The sequence below is a fragment of the Streptomyces sp. NPDC055025 genome (genome assembly GCF_053608565.1).
Window position 1 is genome coordinate 36,628 of record NZ_JBSGVS010000013.1, and the last position, 15,210, is coordinate 51,837.

Below are 15,210 nucleotides of genomic sequence, written 5' to 3' on the forward strand. Positions count from 1 at the left end.
CTACACCGGCCGCGCGGGCGGGGGTGCCGTACCGGGTGGTGTACGAGCTGCCGTACCGCTCCGGAACACCTCCATCAGCGCGTGCAGCCGGGGCGAGGCGGCCAGCTCCTCCAGGGTCATCGGACGGCCTTCTGCGTCCGCGACGGGCAGGCGCCAGTTGGGGTACTGGTCCCAGGTGCCCGGGAGGTTCTGCGGCCGGCGGTCGCCCACCGTGTCCGGCAGCCAGACCCCGACCAGCCGCGCCGGGGTGCGCAGCAGGAACCGGTACACCGCGCGGATCTGCTCCTCCTCGCTGTCCCCGGGCAGCAGTCCGAGGCGGGTCAGGGAGCCGAGCCACTCCGCGACCTCGGCCTGCTCCCGCGACTGCTCACACTCCAGCGGGCGGGTGAGCAGCCCGAGCCGGTGGCGCAGCTCCACATGCTCCCCGGTGAGCCGGGCCGCCGTGGACGGCAGATCGTGGGTGGTGGCGGTGGCCACACAGCCCTCGCGCCAGCTCTCGGGGGGCAGGGGCCGTCCCGTACCGTCCCAGTCGCGCTCGAACCAGAGCACCGAGGTGCCGAGCACACCGCGCCGCTCCAGCGCCTCCCGTACGCCGGGCTCGACGGTGCCCAGGTCCTCCCCTATGACGGCGGCGCCCGCGCGGTGGGCCTCCAGGGCGAGGACGGCGAGCATCGCCTCGGCGTCGTACCGGACATATGTTCCCCGGGTGGGGTCCTGGCCCTCCGGTACCCACCAGAGCCGGAACAGGCCCATCACATGATCGATCCGCAGCGCCCCGGCGTGCCGCAGCAGCCCCTTGAGCAGGCCTCGGTACGGGGCGTAGCCCGACGCGGCCAGGACATCGGGGCGCCACGGGGGCAGTCCCCAGTCCTGTCCGAGCGCGTTGAAGGCGTCCGGCGGGGCGCCGACCGACATACCGGCCGCGAAGGCGTCCTGCTGGGCCCAGGCGTCGGCGCCGTCGGGGTGGACGCCTACGGCGAGGTCATGGACGATCCCGACGGCCATGCCCGCGTCCGCGGCCGCGCGGCCGGCGGCGGCGAGCTGCTCGTCCGTCAGCCAGGCGAGCCGGCAGTGGAAGTCGACCCGGTCGAGAAGCCCCCGCCGGGCCGCGGCCGTCTCGGCGGAGCGCGGATCGCGCAGCCCGGCCGGCCAGTCGCGCCAGCGCGGGCCGTGCACCTCGGCGAGGGCGTTCCAGGTGGCGTGGTCCTCCAGGGCCCGGCCCTGCGCGGCCAGGAAGTCGCAGTACCCGGCGCGGCGGCCGGGGCCCAGCTCGACGGTGTCCAGAATCTCCAGGGCCGCGCGCTTGAGTGCCCAGACGGCGTCGCGGTCGATCAGCGCGGCCTTGCCCGGGGTCTTGTCGAGGACGGCCTCCCGCAGGGCCGCGGCCCGCTCCACCAGCCCGTCGAGCCGCTCGCGGTCGGGGCCGTGGACGTACGCGTACTCCGGGACGGCCTCGATCCGCAGATGGACCGGGTCGGGGAAGCGGCGCGAGGAGGGGCGGTACGGCGAGGGGTCGGTGGGTGTGCCCGGTACGGCGGCGTGCAGCGGGTTGATCTGGACGAACCCGGCGCCGAGCGACCGCCCCGACCAGGCGGCCAGTTCGGCGAGGTCCCCGAGGTCGCCCATGCCCCAGGAGCGGCGGGAGAGCAGGGAGTAGAGCTGCACCAGAAAGCCGTGGGTGCGGCCGGCGGGACCCGGCACCCGGTCGGGCGCGACGACGAGCACGGTCCGTTCCGTCCGCTCCCGACGGCCGTCGGATACGGATACGGATACGGAGGCGGCGGCCGAGGCCGAGGCGGGCGCGCGGACGGTCAGCCGGTGCACCCCGAGCGGAAGCTCCGCCCAGGCGGCGGACGCCCCGGGTCCCGACGGCGGCAGCTCCAGCGACTCCCCGTCCTCGGTCTCCACTTCGAGCGCCGAGCCGGCCGGGAGCGCGGCCAGGGCGGGCGGCAGCACGAGCTCCGTACCGGCCGCGCCCTGCGCCGCGCCCCGTGCGGACCACAGCACCAGGGTCGGCGGCAGCAGCCTGCCCGCGGCCGCGGACTCGGCGCGGCTCAGCGCCTCGTCCACCGCCTCCGGGGTGGACGCGTCGACTCCCAGCGCGGCCAGCACCGAGACGACGGTCGCGCCGGGGACGGCGACACCGACGCCCGGCGACGGCGCGTACGAGGTGGCGACACCGTGCAGCTCGGCGAGCCTGGCCAGGCCCATACGCACTCCTGTGGATCAGATGCCGGGGGACTCCGTGCCGCCCGCCGTGCCGGGCGCGGTCGGCTCGCTGGTCAGCGGGGCGGCATCGGCGAGCGGGGGCTCACTGGTGAGAGGGGCCGCGTCGGCGAGCGGGGGCTCGCTGGTCAACGGGGTCGGGTCTGTCTGTTTGGAGCGGGCGGACGGCAGGATCTGTACGGATGCGTCCATGGCGGCGCCTCCCGTGGACAGGGAACAGGACAGGTCACAGCAGCCCTACCCAGCGGGCGCGGCCGCAGACGCGTACTGCCGGTAAACGTGTGTCGAGTCACGGTCCGTTCCCTGTGCGGCAGTTGAACGTCCTGCCTATCACAGACCGGCAAATACGACACAACGGCCACGCGCATTGACACCTTCACCGCGCGGGTGGTGGGGTCGTTGCCGCGTGGGTCGGGACCAGAAGGCACGAGGGGAGCAGAGATGCGGCTCGGGCGGAGAAGGGGCACCGCGACCGCCGTCGCGGTCGCCGTGATCGGCGGTCTCCTCGGCACCGCGCCCGGCGCGCTGGCCGCGCCCCACGAGCCCGGCTCCCCCTCGGCCACCACGCCCGACCGCGAGGGCGGGGCCGCGGTCCCCGCCGTGTGGCCCCGGCCGCAGACGATCAGGGCGGCCGGGCGGCCGGTGCCGCTCGGCGCGGAGGTGACCGTCGTCGCGGACCCGGGCGCCGACCCGTATGCCGTCGAGGCACTGGCGGAGGTACTGCGCGCGGCGGGGGTCCGTACCGTACGCGCCGCGTCCGCCACCGGCGGCGGACCGCTCGTCCTCGTGGGCGGCGGCCGTGCGCGGGAGGCGCTGCGTGCCCTGGGCGCGCCGGACACCGCCGACCTTCCCTCCGGGGGCTACCGGATCGCCGCGGGCACCGTGGCCGGGCGGGGCACCGTCGCGCTGGACGGCGTCGGTGCGGACGGTCTCTTCCACGCCGCGCAGACGCTGCGCCAGCTCGTCGTGGAACGGAACGGCCGTGCTTCCGTGCCGGGGGTGCTCGTACGCGACTGGCCCGGTACGGCCGTACGGGGGACGGCGGAGGGGTTCTACGGGCAGCCCTGGGACCACGCGCGGCGGCTGGCCCAGCTCGACTTCATGGGCCGTACCAAACAGAACCGCTATCTGTACGCGCCCGGCGACGACCCGTACCGCCAGGCGCGCTGGCGCGAGCCGTACCCGGCCGAACGGCGGACGGAGTTCCGTGAGCTGGCCGAGCGTGCCCGCCGCAATCATGTGACAGTGGCCTGGGCCGTCGCCCCCGCCCAGTCCATGTGCATGACCTCGCGGCGGGATCTCAGGGATCTGACCCGCAAGGTCGACGCGATGTGGGCGCTGGGCGTACGCGCGGTCCAGCTCCAGTTCCAGGACGTCAGCTACAGCGAATGGCACTGCGGCCGGGACGCGGACACCTTCGGTTCGGGCCCGGCGTCCGCCGCGAAGGCGCAGGCACGGGTGGCGAACGCGGTGGCGGAGCATCTCGCGGAGCGCCACCCCGGCGCGGAGCCGCTCACGGTGATGCCGACGGAGTACTACCAGGACGGCGCGACGGAGTACCGCGAGGCGCTCGCCGGGACACTCGACGCGGGCGTGCAGGTGGCGTGGACGGGGGTCGGGGTCGTACCGCGCACGATCACGGGCCTGGAACTGGCCGGCGCGCGCGCCGCGTTCGGGCGTCCGCTGGTCACCATGGACAACTACCCGGTCAACGACTACGAGCAGGGCCGTATCTTCCTCGGCCCGTACACCGGCCGCGAGCCGGCCGTGGCCACCGGCTCCGTCGCCCTGCTCGCCAATGCCATGGAGCAGGCGTCGGCGTCCCGTATCCCGCTCTTCACCGCGGCGGACTACGCCTGGAATCCGCGTGGATACCAGCCGCGGGAGTCCTGGCGGGCCGCGATGGACGATCTCGCGGGCGGGGACGCCGAGGCGCGCGAGGCGCTCGCCGCGCTCGCGGGCAATGACGCGTCGTCGATCCTCAGCTCGTCGGAGTCCGCGTATCTCCAGCCGCTGCTGGCCGGCTTCTGGCGGTCCCGTACGACCGCGGACAGCGGGACCAGGACCGTCGCGGCGGACAGGCTCAGAGCCGCCTTCACGGTGATGCGCGAGGCTCCGCGGCGGCTGGCGGGGATCGCGGACGGCCGTCTCGACGACGAGGTACGGCCCTGGCTCGACCAGCTCGCGCGCTACGGCAGGGCGGGTGAGGTGGCCGTCGACATGCTCCAGGCGCAGGACCGCGGTGACGGCGCGGCGGCCTGGCAGGGGCTGCTGGATCTGGAGCCGCTGCGCGAGGAGGCCCGCGCGAGCCGGGCCACGGTCGGCAAGGGCGTGCTGGGGCCCTTCCTGGACCGGGCCGTGGACGAGTCGTCGGCGTGGACGGGCGCGGACCGGGCCCCGGACGCCGAGAAGGTCGCCAAGGACGGGCGCTCGTACACCGTCGATCTCGGCGCGGCCAGGCCCGTCGAGGCCGTGAACACCATGTCCGAGCCCGGCACGGGCGCCGGCGCGACCGTCGAGGCGCATGTCCCCGGCCAGGGCTGGCGGGCGCTGGGACCGCTGTCGACGAGCGGCTGGACCCAGTCGGACGCGAAGGGGCTGCGGATCGACGCGGTACGGATCGTCTCGCCCGGCGCGGGCTCCGGCTCGGGTGTCGCGGGTCCCGGCGCGCCGAATCCGGCCGTACGCCATGTGGTGCCCTGGTACGCGGACGAGCCGCGGGCCCGGCTGGATCTCGTACGCGGTGAGGCGGACGCGCAGATCGGCGGGAAGCCGCAGCGGGTCCAGGCCCGGCTGGCGGCGCAGCGGCCGGGGGCGGTACGGGGCACGCTGACGGCGAAGGCGCCTTCGGGCATTCGGGTGACGGTGCCCAAGGAGACGACGCTGCCGCGCGGCTCTCGTACGCACGTTCCCGTCGAGGTCAGTGTCCCCGAGGGGACGCCCGCCGGTACGTACGAGGTGCCGCTCGCCTTCGCGGGCGAGGAGCGCACACTGACGGTCCGGGCCTCGCCGCGCACGGGCGGGCCGGACCTCGCCCGTACGGGGACGGCCTCGTCCTCCGGCGATGAGACCCCGGACTTCCCGGCCTCCGCCGCGCTCGACGGCGACCCGGTCACCCGCTGGTCCTCCCCCGTGGAGGACGGCGCCTGGTGGCAGCTCGAACTGGCACGGCCCGCGCGGCTGGGCCAGGTGGTGCTGCACTGGCAGGACGCGTACGCGAGCCGCTACCGCATCGAGGTCTCGCCGGACGGCCGGAACTGGCGGACGGCGGCGACGGTGGCGGACGGCAAGGGGGGCCGCGAGGCGATCGGCATGGACGCGAGGGAAACACGCTTCGTCCGCGTCCAGGGAGAGACGAGGGGAACGCGGTTCGGCTACTCACTGTTCGCGGTGGAGGCGTACGGGGTGGCCGAGTAGGGGTGCGGCGCGGGGGACACACTCAAGCCCGTCCGGCGATCGAGGACAACCCGCACGCCGAACCGGGCCCCGCGCCGCGGAGACGTGCCGGTCCCGCACGGCCGCCGGCGAGTGAGCCGAAGGGGCGCGTCGGTGCCGAAAGGGAGAGCGCGCGCAGGGTCCCGAGGAACGAGGGACCCGAGCACGGTCGACCGTCGGCATCGACAAAAAGCGCCCCGGAGGCGAACCGAGCCTCAAAAAACAGAGGAGACCCGGATCGTCAGGCTGAAATGCCGTCGATCCGAGCCATCGCGTCCTCCGCGCCATACGGTTGCAAGTACGGCAACCAGCGCGGATCCCGGTGTCCGGTCCCGATGATCCGCCAGGCGAGGCCCGACGGCGGGGCGGGTTGTTGGTGGAGTCTCCAGCCCAGCTCCCGCAGGTGGCGGTCGGCCTTGACGTGGTTGCACCGGCGGCACGCCGCCACCACGTTGTCCCACGCGTGCTGTCCGCCACGGCTGCGCGGAATGACGTGGTCGACGCTGGTTGCGACACCACCGCAGTACATACAGCGACCGCCGTCGCGGGCGAAGAGCGCACGGCGTGTCAGTGGAACGGGCCCCCGGTAAGGGACCCGTACGAAGCGCTTCAGCCGTACGACGCTGGGGGCTGGGATGACTCGGGTCTCACTGTGCATGAAGGCGCCGGATTCCTCGAGGCAGAGGGCCTTGTTCTCCAGGACGAGGACGAGCGCGCGGCGGAGCGGTACGACGCCGAGCGGCTCGTACGACGCGTTGAGGACCAGGACATGCGGCACGGATGCCTCCTATTACGCCGGCGGCGCGTGGCTCGCGCCGGGACGATCTGCTCTCAGTCTCTCCTCATGCCTGGTGGAAACGCCACCACGTCCCGGTAACGGGCTGGGAGTGTTTTCGACCACACCGGACACTTCCCCCGTATTCCCGGGCCCATGGCGACCGCCCGGGACCCGCGTGAGCCGTGTCTCTCCCTCGATCACATCACCGGAGGCGCCGCACTGCCCCGTTAGTGTGGTGGGACCGCCCGCGCACACCTGGAGGTCCCTGTCGTGTCCTGGTCCGCCCTGCCGGCCGCCGGCCCCTCGTCGTCCGACCCCGTCACCCTCGACGAAGCGGCCGCTCGGGCGACGGACGCGGCGGGCTGGGTGGAGCAGAACTGGGCGACCTGGCTGGGCATCGGTCTGCGGATCGTGCTGATCCTGATCATCGCGCTGGTGCTGCGCCATGTGATCCGGCGGGCCCTGACCAAGCTGATAGAGCGGATGAACCGCAGTGTCCAGTCGGTCGAGGGCACCGCGCTGGGCGGGCTGCTGGTCAACGCCGAGCGGCGCCGTCAGCGCTCCGAGGCGATCGGTTCGGTGCTGCGGTCGGTCACCTCGTTCCTGATCCTGGGTACGGCGGCGCTGATGATGCTCGGCGCGCTGAACATCAATCTCGCCCCGCTGCTGGCCTCCGCCGGTGTCGCGGGCGTGGCGCTGGGCTTCGGCGCGCGCAATCTCGTCACCGACTTCCTCTCCGGGGTCTTCATGATCCTGGAGGACCAGTACGGCGTCGGGGACACCATCGACGCGGGGGTGGCCTCGGGCGAGGTGATCGAGGTCGGTCTGCGGGTGACGAAGCTGCGCGGTGACAACGGCGAGATCTGGTACGTGCGCAACGGCGAGGTCAAGCGGATCGGCAATCTGAGCCAGGGCTGGGCCACCGCCGGGGTCGATGTGATGGTCCGGCCGTCGGAGGACCTGGAGCGGGTCCGTACGGTCATCGCCGGGGTCACCGAGCGGATGGCCAAGGACGACCCGTGGAACGAGCGGCTGTGGGGCCCGGTCGAGATTCTCGGTCTGGACTCGGTGCTGCTGGACTCGATGACCGTACGGCTCTCGGCGAAGACGATGCCGGGCAAGTCGCTGGGCGTGGAGCGGGAGCTGCGCTGGCGGATCAAGCGGGCGTTCGACGAGGCCGGCATCCGGATCGTGGGCGGTCTGCCGCTGGCCGTGGAGGAGGCGCCCGCGCCGGACCCGACGGCGGGTGTGTCCGCGCCCTCGGCCCTGGCCAGCCCCACGTCCCCGCAGTCCCTGGCGGCGTCCCCGCTCAACCCGCAGTCGAATCTCGCGAAGTAGCGCGATCCGGTACCCGCGCCCCCATCCCCGCCCCCGCCCCCGCCCCCGCCCCCGCAGGTAACGCTTTGGTTGCCTCGGGGGTGTGTCGCGCCGGAGAGTATTGACGCCTTCCTGACGTCCGGCTTACTTTCCTCGCACCCCAATAGGAAACTTTCCTAACAGTGTGGGAGAACGAGCAGCGAAAGGCAGGTGCCGCGTCCATGAGCGATGTGCCGCCCCCTCCGTCACCGGGAACGCCGCGTGTGCTGCGGGCCATGAACGACCGGGCCGCGCTCGATCTGCTGCTGGCCCATGGGCCGCTCTCCCGTACGAGGATAGGCAAGCTGACCGGTCTGTCGAAGCCGACCGCGTCACAGTTGCTGGCCCGGCTCGAAGCCGCCGGTCTGGTCGTCGCCACCGGGACCACCGAGGGACGGCCGGGACCCAACGCACAGCTCTACGCCGTCAACGCGCGCGCCGCGTTCGCCGCGGGACTCGATGTGAACCCGCAGCGGATACGCGCGGCCGTCGCCGACATCACCGGGACCACCGTCGGGGAGTTCGAACTGCCGACCCCCGGCCGCCGGGCCGTGAGTGTCGTACGGCAGGTGACGGACGCCCTGGAGGGGGCCGTCAAGGCCGCGGGGCTCACGCGCGGTGACATCCACCGGACGGTGATCGGCACCCCGGGCGCCTTCGATCCGTCGACCGGCCGGCTGCGGTACGCGTCCCATCTGCCCGGCTGGCACTCCACCACGCTCCTGGACGAGCTGGCCGCGGTGCTGCCGATGCCCGTCGAGTACGAGAACGACGTGAACCTCGCGGCGGTCGCCGAGCAGCGTCTCGGCGCGGCACGCGGCCATGAGGACTTCGTCCTGCTGTGGAACGAGGACGGCCTCGGCGCCGCCCTCGTCATCGGCGGACGGCTGCACCGCGGCTTCACCGGCGGCGCGGGCGAGGTCGGCTTCCTGCCGGTCCCCGGCACCCCGCTGGTACGCCAGGTGGTCCGGGCGAACAGCGGTGGCTTCCAGGAGCTGGCGGGCGCGCAGTCCGTGCCCCGGCTCGCCAGGTCCCTGGGCATCGACACCCCGGAGCAGCCGTACGCCGAGGTCGCGGCCGGACTGCTGGCCCGCGCTGCGGCCGGGCACGAGCGGGACGAGCGGCTGGCGGGACTGCTGCGGCTGTTCGCCCAGCGGCTCGCCACCGGCCTCGCCTCGGTGACGGCCGTACTCGACCCCGAACTGATCGTCCTCGCGGGCGGACTGACCGCCGCCGGCGGTGAGCCGCTGCGCGCCCTGGTCCAGGCGGAGCTGGCCGAACTGGCCGCCTCCCGCCCCCGGCTCCTCATCGGCGAGGTGCACCGCCATCCCGTACTGCGGGGCGCTCTGGAGAGCGCCCTGTCCGCCACGCGCGACGAGGTCTTCGACACCTCCCGTTAGGGCCTGTCCCAGCAGGCCCGCCCGAAGTCCCGGGCCGAGTCCCGCCGCGCCCGACCGCACGTCCCGCCGAGTCCCACCGCGGGTCCCGCCCGCACGAACGGACACCAGCACCCTCCCCACACATCCCGATCCCCAGAACCCCGACCATCCCCCGGGAGTACCGCCATGCTCAGAAACCGCCGTCTCGCCGCCTCCGCCGTGGCGGTGGCCGCGATATCCGTCGTCGCCACCGCCTGTACGGGCCAGTCGGGCTCCGCCGCCTCCGACGATCCGAACGCCAGGACGACCATCACGTTCTGGCACGGCTGGAGCGCGCCGGCCGAGGTCAAGGCGATCCAGGACAACATCGACCGGTTCGAGACCGCGCACCCGAACATCGAGGTGAACGTCGTCGGCAACATCAACGACGACAAGCTGAACCAGGCGCTGCGCGCGGGCGGTTCCAAGGGTCCCGACGTGGTGTCCTCCTTCACCACCTCGAACGTCGGCAAGTTCTGCTCGTCGGGCGCCTTCGCCGATCTGACGCCGTTCATCGAGAAGTCCCGGCTCGATCTGGCGAAGACCTTCCCGAAGGTGCTGCTGGAGTACACCCAGTTCGAGGGGAAGCGCTGCGCGCTGCCGCTGCTCAGCGACGCGTACGGGCTGTACTACAACAAGGACGCCTTCAAGGAGGCCGGTATCGCCGCGCCGCCGAAGACGATGTCGGAGCTGGCCGAGGACGCCAAGAAGCTCACGAAGACCAAGGGCGACAGCTATGAGCGGGTCGGTCTGATGCCGACCTACCACGGCTACGAGACGGTCGTCGACCACTACATGTCGAGCTGGAACCACGCCTACTTCGACGAGAACGGCAAGTCCAACGTCGCCAAGGACCCGGCGTTCGCGAAGATGTTCACCTTCCAGAAGAAGCTGGTGGACGATCTCGGCGGCTACGAGAAGCTGGAGAGGTTCCGCAGCACCTTCGGTGACGAGTGGGGCGCCAAGCACCCCTTCCAGACCGGCCAGGTCGCGATGCAGCTCGACGGCGAGTGGCGGCTCGGCATGGCCGAGGACGCCAAGGTCCCGTTCGAGATCGGGGTCGCGCCGATGCCGGTGGCGGACGACGAGGCGGACAGCTACGGCAAGGGCTTCCTCTCCGGCACGATCATGGGCATCGCCCCGCAGAGCAAGAAGCAGAACGCGGCGTGGGAGCTGGTGAAGTACATGACCACCGACACCAAGGCGGTCGTGCAGTTCGCCAACGGCATCCGCAATGTGCCGTCGACGCTGGAGGCCCTCACGTCCCCGGACCTCACGTTCGACCCGCGCTTCAAGACCTTCCTCGATATCGCGCGGCACCCGGAGTCCAGCACACCGCCGGCCGCGGTCAACGGCGCGACGTACCAGCAGACGCTCCAGGACTTCGGGTACCAGTACGAGCAGGGCAAGGTGAAGGATCTCCAGGCGGGTCTGGAGAAGACCGCCCAGCAGATCGACCGTGACATCGAGCAGGCAAGCTAGCGGGCCGGGACGTCACCCCATGTCCACGCACACCCTCCGTTCGAAGCGCCGCAGGTCGGCGCTTCGCACGGCGGCGTTCATGTCGCCCTGGTTGATCGGCTTCACCGTCTTCTTCGCGTATCCGCTGATCTCGACCGTGTACTTCTCCTTCATGAAGTACGACGGTTTCAACACGCCCGTCTGGAACGGTCTCGGGAACTGGTCGTATGTCTTCGGCGACTACCCGATGTTCTGGCCGTCCCTGCGCAACACCCTCTGGCTCGTGGTGATCATGGTGGCCTGCCGGGTGGTCTTCGGACTGGGCGTCGGACTGCTGATCACCAAGATCAAGACGGGTACGGGGATCTTCCGCACCCTCTTCTATCTGCCGTATCTCGCGCCGCCGGTCGCCGCGACCCTCGCCTTCGTCTTTCTGCTCAACCCGGGGACGGGGCCGGTCAACACGATCCTCGGGGATCTGGGTCTGCCGACCCCCGGCTGGTTCAACGACCCGGCCTGGTCCAAGCCGGCCCTCACCCTGCTGGCCGTCTGGGGCATCGGCGATCTGATGGTGATCTTCATGGCCGCGCTGCTCGACGTGCCCAGGGAGCAGTACGAGGCGGCGGAGCTGGACGGCGCGTCGGCCTGGCAGCGGTTCCGGTTCGTGACCCTGCCGAACATCTCGCCCATCGTGATGTTCGCGGTGGTGACCGGGGTGATCTCGGCGATGCAGTACTACGCGCAGCCGCTGGTCGCGGGCAAGGTCGCCTCCGGCATCATCGGCGGCTCCGGCCAGCAGTTCGAGCCCGGCTACCCGGACAAGTCCACGCTGACCCTGCCCCAGCTCGTCTACAACCTGGGGTTCCAGCGCTTCGACTACGGCGCCGCCTGTGTGGTCGCGCTGGTCCTGTTCGTCCTGGCCATGGCCTTCACCGCGCTGCTGATGCGGCGGCGCGGCGGTCTGATCGGAGCGGGTGACTGAGATGGCCTCCGTACTCGGCACCACCGACCGTTCCGGCACCGGCCCTTCCGGCACCGGCTCCTCCGGCACCGGCCGCTCCGGCGGCACCGGCCGGAAGTCCGCCCGGGACAGCTCACCCGCCGCCCGTACCGCGCGCCGCAGGGCGCTGCTGCACTGGATCGGTGTGCACTCCCTGGGTGTCGCGGCGGCGCTGTTCTTCGTGCTGCCGTTCGTCTTCCTCTTCCTGACCTCGGTGATGAGCGACCATCAGGCACTCACCCGGGATCTCACCCCCGACACCTGGGAGTGGGGCAACTACGCCAAGGTGTTCGACACCCCCGGCTTTCTGACCTGGTGGAAGAACACCCTGCTGTACGCGGGGCTCGGCACGGTGCTCTCCGTGCTCTCCTCGATACCGGTGGCGTACGCGCTCGCCAAGTTCCGGTTCCGCGGCAGACAGCTCTCGCTCATGCTCGTCATCTCGATGATGATGCTGCCGCCCCAGGTGATCATCATTCCGATGTATCTGTTCTGGGCGAAGCAGCTCGATCTGTCGGGCTCGCTCTGGCCGCTGATCATCCCGATGGCGTTCGGAGACGCGTTCTCCATCTTCCTGCTGCGCCAGTTCCTGCTGACGATCCCCGACGAGTACCTGGACGCCGCGAAGGTCGACGGATGCGGTGAACTCCGTACCCTGATCAGGGTGGTACTCCCGATGGCCAGGCCGGGGATCGCGGCCGTCGCGCTCTTCCAGTTCTTCTACGCCTGGAACGATTACTTCGGACCGCAGATCTACGCCTCGGAGAACCCGGCCGCCTGGACGCTCAGTTACGGCCTCGAATCCTTCAAGGGCGCGCACCACACCGACTGGAATCTGACCATGGCCGCGACCGTACTGGTCATGGCCCCTGTGATCCTCGTGTTCTTCTTCGCCCAGAAGGCGTTCGTCGAGGGAGTCACACTGACCGGAGTGAAGGGCTGAGAAAAGTGAAGCTCGCAGTGGTAGGCGGAGGATCCACCTACACACCCGAACTCATCGACGGATTCGCCCGGTTGAGGGACACCCTGCCGATCGCGGAACTGGTGCTGGTCGACCCCGCGCCCGACCGGCTCGACCTGGTGGGAGGACTCGCGCGGCGGATCTTCGCCAAGCAGGGCCACCCGGGCCGTATCACCACCACCTCGGACGTGGACGCGGGCGTCGCCGGCGCCGACGCGGTGCTGCTCCAGCTGCGCGTCGGCGGACAGGCCGCGCGGAACCAGGACGAGACCTGGCCGCTGGAGTGCGGCTGTGTGGGGCAGGAGACGACGGGCGCCGGCGGTCTGGCCAAGGCGCTGCGCACCGTCCCCGTGGTCCTGGACATCGCGGAGCGGGTCCGCCGTGCCAACCCCGACGCGTGGATCATCGACTTCACCAACCCGGTGGGGATCGTGACGCGCGCGCTGCTCCAGGCCGGCCACCGGGCCGTGGGGCTGTGCAATGTGGCGATCGGCTTCCAGCGCAGATTCGCGAAGCTGCTGGATGTCGCCCCCGCCGAGGTGTATCTGGAGCATGTCGGGCTCAACCATCTGACCTGGGAGCGCGGGGTGCGCGTCGGCGGGCCCGACGGCGCCGACATGCTGCCCAAGCTGCTGGCCGAGCACGGCGGCGAGCTCGCCGACTCGCTGCGGCTGCCGCGTGAGGTGCTCGACCGCCTCGGGGTGGTGCCCTCGTACTATCTGCGCTACTTCTACGCGCACGACGAGGTCGTACGGGAGCTGGGGACGAAGCCGTCACGGGCCGCCGAGGTGGCCGAGATGGAGAAGCGGCTCCTGGAGATGTACGGCGACCCGGCCCTGGACGAGAAGCCGGAGCTGCTGTCCAAGCGCGGCGGTGCCTTCTACTCGGAGGCCGCGGTGGATCTGGCGGCCTCGCTGCTGCGCGGCGGCGGCAGCCCGGTCCAGGTGGTGAACACGTACAACAACGGCACGCTGCCGTTCCTGGCTGACGACGCGGTGATCGAGGTCCAGGCCCGGGTGGGTACGTCCGGCGCGGTGCCGCTCGCGGTGCCCGCGCTGGATCCGCTGTACGCCGGTCTGATCGCCCATGTCACGGCGTACGAGGATCTGGCGCTGGAGGCCGCGCTGCACGGCGGCCGGGACCGGGTCTTCGAGGCGCTGCTGTCCCACCCCCTGATCGGTCAGATCGAGTACGCCGAGGCGCTCACCGACAAGCTGATCGCGCACAACCGGGAGCATCTCGCGTGGGTGTGAGCGGGGCGGGGAGAACGGCCGGCACGGCGGCGGAGAGCCCGGCGGGAAGACCGGCCGGTACGACGGCGGAGAGCCCGGCGGGAGGACCGGCCGGCGCGGCGGCGGGGCGCGCGAGCGTCCTGGCCGTCGACGCCGGCAACAGCAAGACCGATGTGGCCGTGATCGGCGCCGACGGTTCGGTGCTGGGCACGGCCCGCGGCGGCGGCTTCCAGCCGCCGGTCGTCGGGATCGAGGCGGCGATCGACGCCCTGGCGGTGGCGGTCGCCGAGGCCGCCTCGGCCGCCGGACTGCCGGAGCACGGCGTCGCCGAGCATGTGTCCGCCTGTCTGGCCAACGCGGATCTCCCGGTCGAGGAGCGGGAGTTGGCCGAGGCGGTGCAGGCGCGCGGCTGGGGCCGTACCACCGACGTACGCAACGACACCTTCGCGATCCTGCGGGCCGGTCTGCCGAGCGGCGAGGCGCCCCGGGGCGTGGCCGTCGTCTGCGGCGCGGGCATCAACTGCGTGGGGATGCTGCCGGACGGCCGGACGGCCAGATTCCCCGCGATCGGGCGGATCTCCGGTGACTGGGGGGGCGGTTCGGGACTCTCCGAGGAGGCGCTCTGGTTCGCGGCGCGCGCGGAGGACGGCCGCGGCGAGCCCACGGAGCTGGTACGGACCCTGCCCGGCCACTTCGGTCTGCGCTCGATGTACGAGCTGATCGAGGCGCTGCACCTGGGGCGGCTGGCGTTCGAGCGCCGGCATGAACTGACGCCGGTGCTCTTCGCCACGGCCTCGGCGGGCGACCCCGTGGCCCGGTCGATCGTGGACCGGCTGGCGGAGGAGGTCGTCGCGCTGTCGACGGTCGCGCTCGGCAGGCTCGATCTGCTGGGCGAGGAGGTGCCGGTGCTGCTGGGCGGCAGCGTGCTGGCGGCCCGTCATCCGCAGCTCGACCTGCGGATGGCGGAGCTGCTGGCGGCCAAGGCGCCGAAGGCCGTCATCGAGGTCGTGACGGCGCCGCCGGTGCTGGGCGCGGCGCTGCTGGGTCTCGACCATGTACGGGCGGACACGGAGGCGCACACCCGGCTGGGCGCGCACTACGCGCGCCGGGGGGAGCCCCGTCCCCGGTAGCCCCTCGGGATCCGGCCGGCCCTCGGTCCGGTAGCCCCTCGGCCCGGTAGCCCCTCGGCCCCGGCCGGTCCCGCTCGATCGAGTGGGCACGCTCCCCCGCTCGATCGGGTGGCAACACTCCCCGAACGGGAACCGATCACGGGTCTGCGGCGTATTCAAGGTGGGGAGATCGGACAGGGCCCGGAAAGGCTCTGGAACAGGGACAGGGTGACG

General features: G+C 72.0%; 11 protein-coding genes. 8 read left to right on the forward strand and 3 right to left on the reverse strand.

Annotated features, from left to right (window positions below; genetic code table 11):
• Together malQ and ACWGDX_RS10730 are read right to left on the reverse strand one after the other, a co-directional pair.
• On the reverse strand, nt 1-2,211 hold the full coding sequence (malQ, locus tag ACWGDX_RS10725; protein WP_453624238.1) for a 4-alpha-glucanotransferase: 2,211 nt from the start codon (nt 2,209-2,211) through the stop codon (nt 1-3).
• 15 nt (nt 2,212-2,226) lie between these two features.
• Nucleotides 2,227-2,418 carry a hypothetical protein gene (locus ACWGDX_RS10730; protein ID WP_365900861.1) on the reverse strand — a complete coding sequence of 64 codons (192 nt, stop codon included), beginning with the start codon at nt 2,416-2,418 and terminating at the stop codon, nt 2,227-2,229.
• Nucleotides 2,419-2,667: 249 nt separating this feature from the next.
• On the opposite strand from ACWGDX_RS10730, the gene ACWGDX_RS10735 reads away from it, so the two are divergent.
• A complete protein-coding gene (locus tag ACWGDX_RS10735; protein ID WP_453624240.1) occupies nt 2,668-5,643 on the forward strand; it encodes a beta-N-acetylglucosaminidase domain-containing protein in 2,976 nt (991 codons plus the stop codon).
• A gap of 259 nt (nt 5,644-5,902) precedes the next feature.
• On the opposite strand, the gene ACWGDX_RS10740 is transcribed toward ACWGDX_RS10735, so the two are convergent.
• Complete coding sequence (locus ACWGDX_RS10740; protein WP_453624242.1) at nt 5,903-6,439, reverse strand: HNH endonuclease; 537 nt, start codon at nt 6,437-6,439, stop codon at nt 5,903-5,905.
• Between the two features lie 270 nt (nt 6,440-6,709).
• Between ACWGDX_RS10740 and ACWGDX_RS10745 the strand changes: the two genes are divergently transcribed.
• The 7 genes from ACWGDX_RS10745 to ACWGDX_RS10775 all read left to right on the forward strand — a co-directional run bounded on the left by ACWGDX_RS10745 (nt 6,710) and on the right by ACWGDX_RS10775 (nt 14,997).
• Nucleotides 6,710-7,777, forward strand: coding sequence for a mechanosensitive ion channel family protein (locus ACWGDX_RS10745; RefSeq protein ID WP_453624244.1), 1,068 nt, complete (start codon nt 6,710-6,712; stop codon nt 7,775-7,777).
• A 200-nt stretch (nt 7,778-7,977) separates the two neighbouring features.
• Nucleotides 7,978-9,195: an ROK family transcriptional regulator gene (locus ACWGDX_RS10750; protein WP_453624245.1), complete on the forward strand. Its 1,218-nt coding sequence runs from the start codon at nt 7,978-7,980 to the stop codon at nt 9,193-9,195.
• A 165-nt stretch (nt 9,196-9,360) separates the two neighbouring features.
• Nucleotides 9,361-10,695: an ABC transporter substrate-binding protein gene (locus tag ACWGDX_RS10755; RefSeq protein WP_453624247.1), complete on the forward strand. Its 1,335-nt coding sequence runs from the start codon at nt 9,361-9,363 to the stop codon at nt 10,693-10,695.
• Between the two features lie 19 nt (nt 10,696-10,714).
• Nucleotides 10,715-11,656 (forward strand): carbohydrate ABC transporter permease, encoded by a 942-nt coding sequence (locus ACWGDX_RS10760; protein ID WP_453624249.1) that lies wholly within the window; start codon nt 10,715-10,717, stop codon nt 11,654-11,656.
• A gap of 1 nt (nt 11,657) precedes the next feature.
• Nucleotides 11,658-12,617, forward strand: a complete 960-nt coding sequence (locus ACWGDX_RS10765) for a carbohydrate ABC transporter permease (protein WP_453624380.1) — start codon at nt 11,658-11,660, stop codon at nt 12,615-12,617.
• A gap of 5 nt (nt 12,618-12,622) precedes the next feature.
• Entirely contained in the window at nt 12,623-13,888 is a 1,266-nt protein-coding gene (locus ACWGDX_RS10770) for a 6-phospho-beta-glucosidase (protein WP_453624251.1), read from the forward strand.
• A 119-nt stretch (nt 13,889-14,007) separates the two neighbouring features.
• On the forward strand, nt 14,008-14,997 hold the full coding sequence (locus ACWGDX_RS10775; RefSeq protein WP_453624382.1) for an N-acetylglucosamine kinase: 990 nt from the start codon (nt 14,008-14,010) through the stop codon (nt 14,995-14,997).
• Nucleotides 14,998-15,210: the final 213 nt, after the last annotated feature.

What these genes read in the sequence shown, in the direction of transcription:
- ACWGDX_RS10730 (WP_365900861.1), bottom strand. Translation starts at nt 2,418, where the DNA reads ATGGACGCATCCGTACAGATCCTGCCGTCCGCCCGCTCCAAACAGACA.
- ACWGDX_RS10765 (WP_453624380.1), top strand. Translation starts at nt 11,658, where the DNA reads ATGGCCTCCGTACTCGGCACCACCGACCGTTCCGGCACCGGCCCTTCC.
- ACWGDX_RS10755 (WP_453624247.1), top strand. Translation starts at nt 9,361, where the DNA reads ATGCTCAGAAACCGCCGTCTCGCCGCCTCCGCCGTGGCGGTGGCCGCG.
- ACWGDX_RS10760 (WP_453624249.1), top strand. Translation starts at nt 10,715, where the DNA reads ATGTCCACGCACACCCTCCGTTCGAAGCGCCGCAGGTCGGCGCTTCGC.
- ACWGDX_RS10735 (WP_453624240.1), top strand. Translation starts at nt 2,668, where the DNA reads ATGCGGCTCGGGCGGAGAAGGGGCACCGCGACCGCCGTCGCGGTCGCC.
- ACWGDX_RS10750 (WP_453624245.1), top strand. Translation starts at nt 7,978, where the DNA reads ATGAGCGATGTGCCGCCCCCTCCGTCACCGGGAACGCCGCGTGTGCTG.
- malQ (WP_453624238.1), bottom strand. Translation starts at nt 2,211, where the DNA reads ATGGGCCTGGCCAGGCTCGCCGAGCTGCACGGTGTCGCCACCTCGTAC.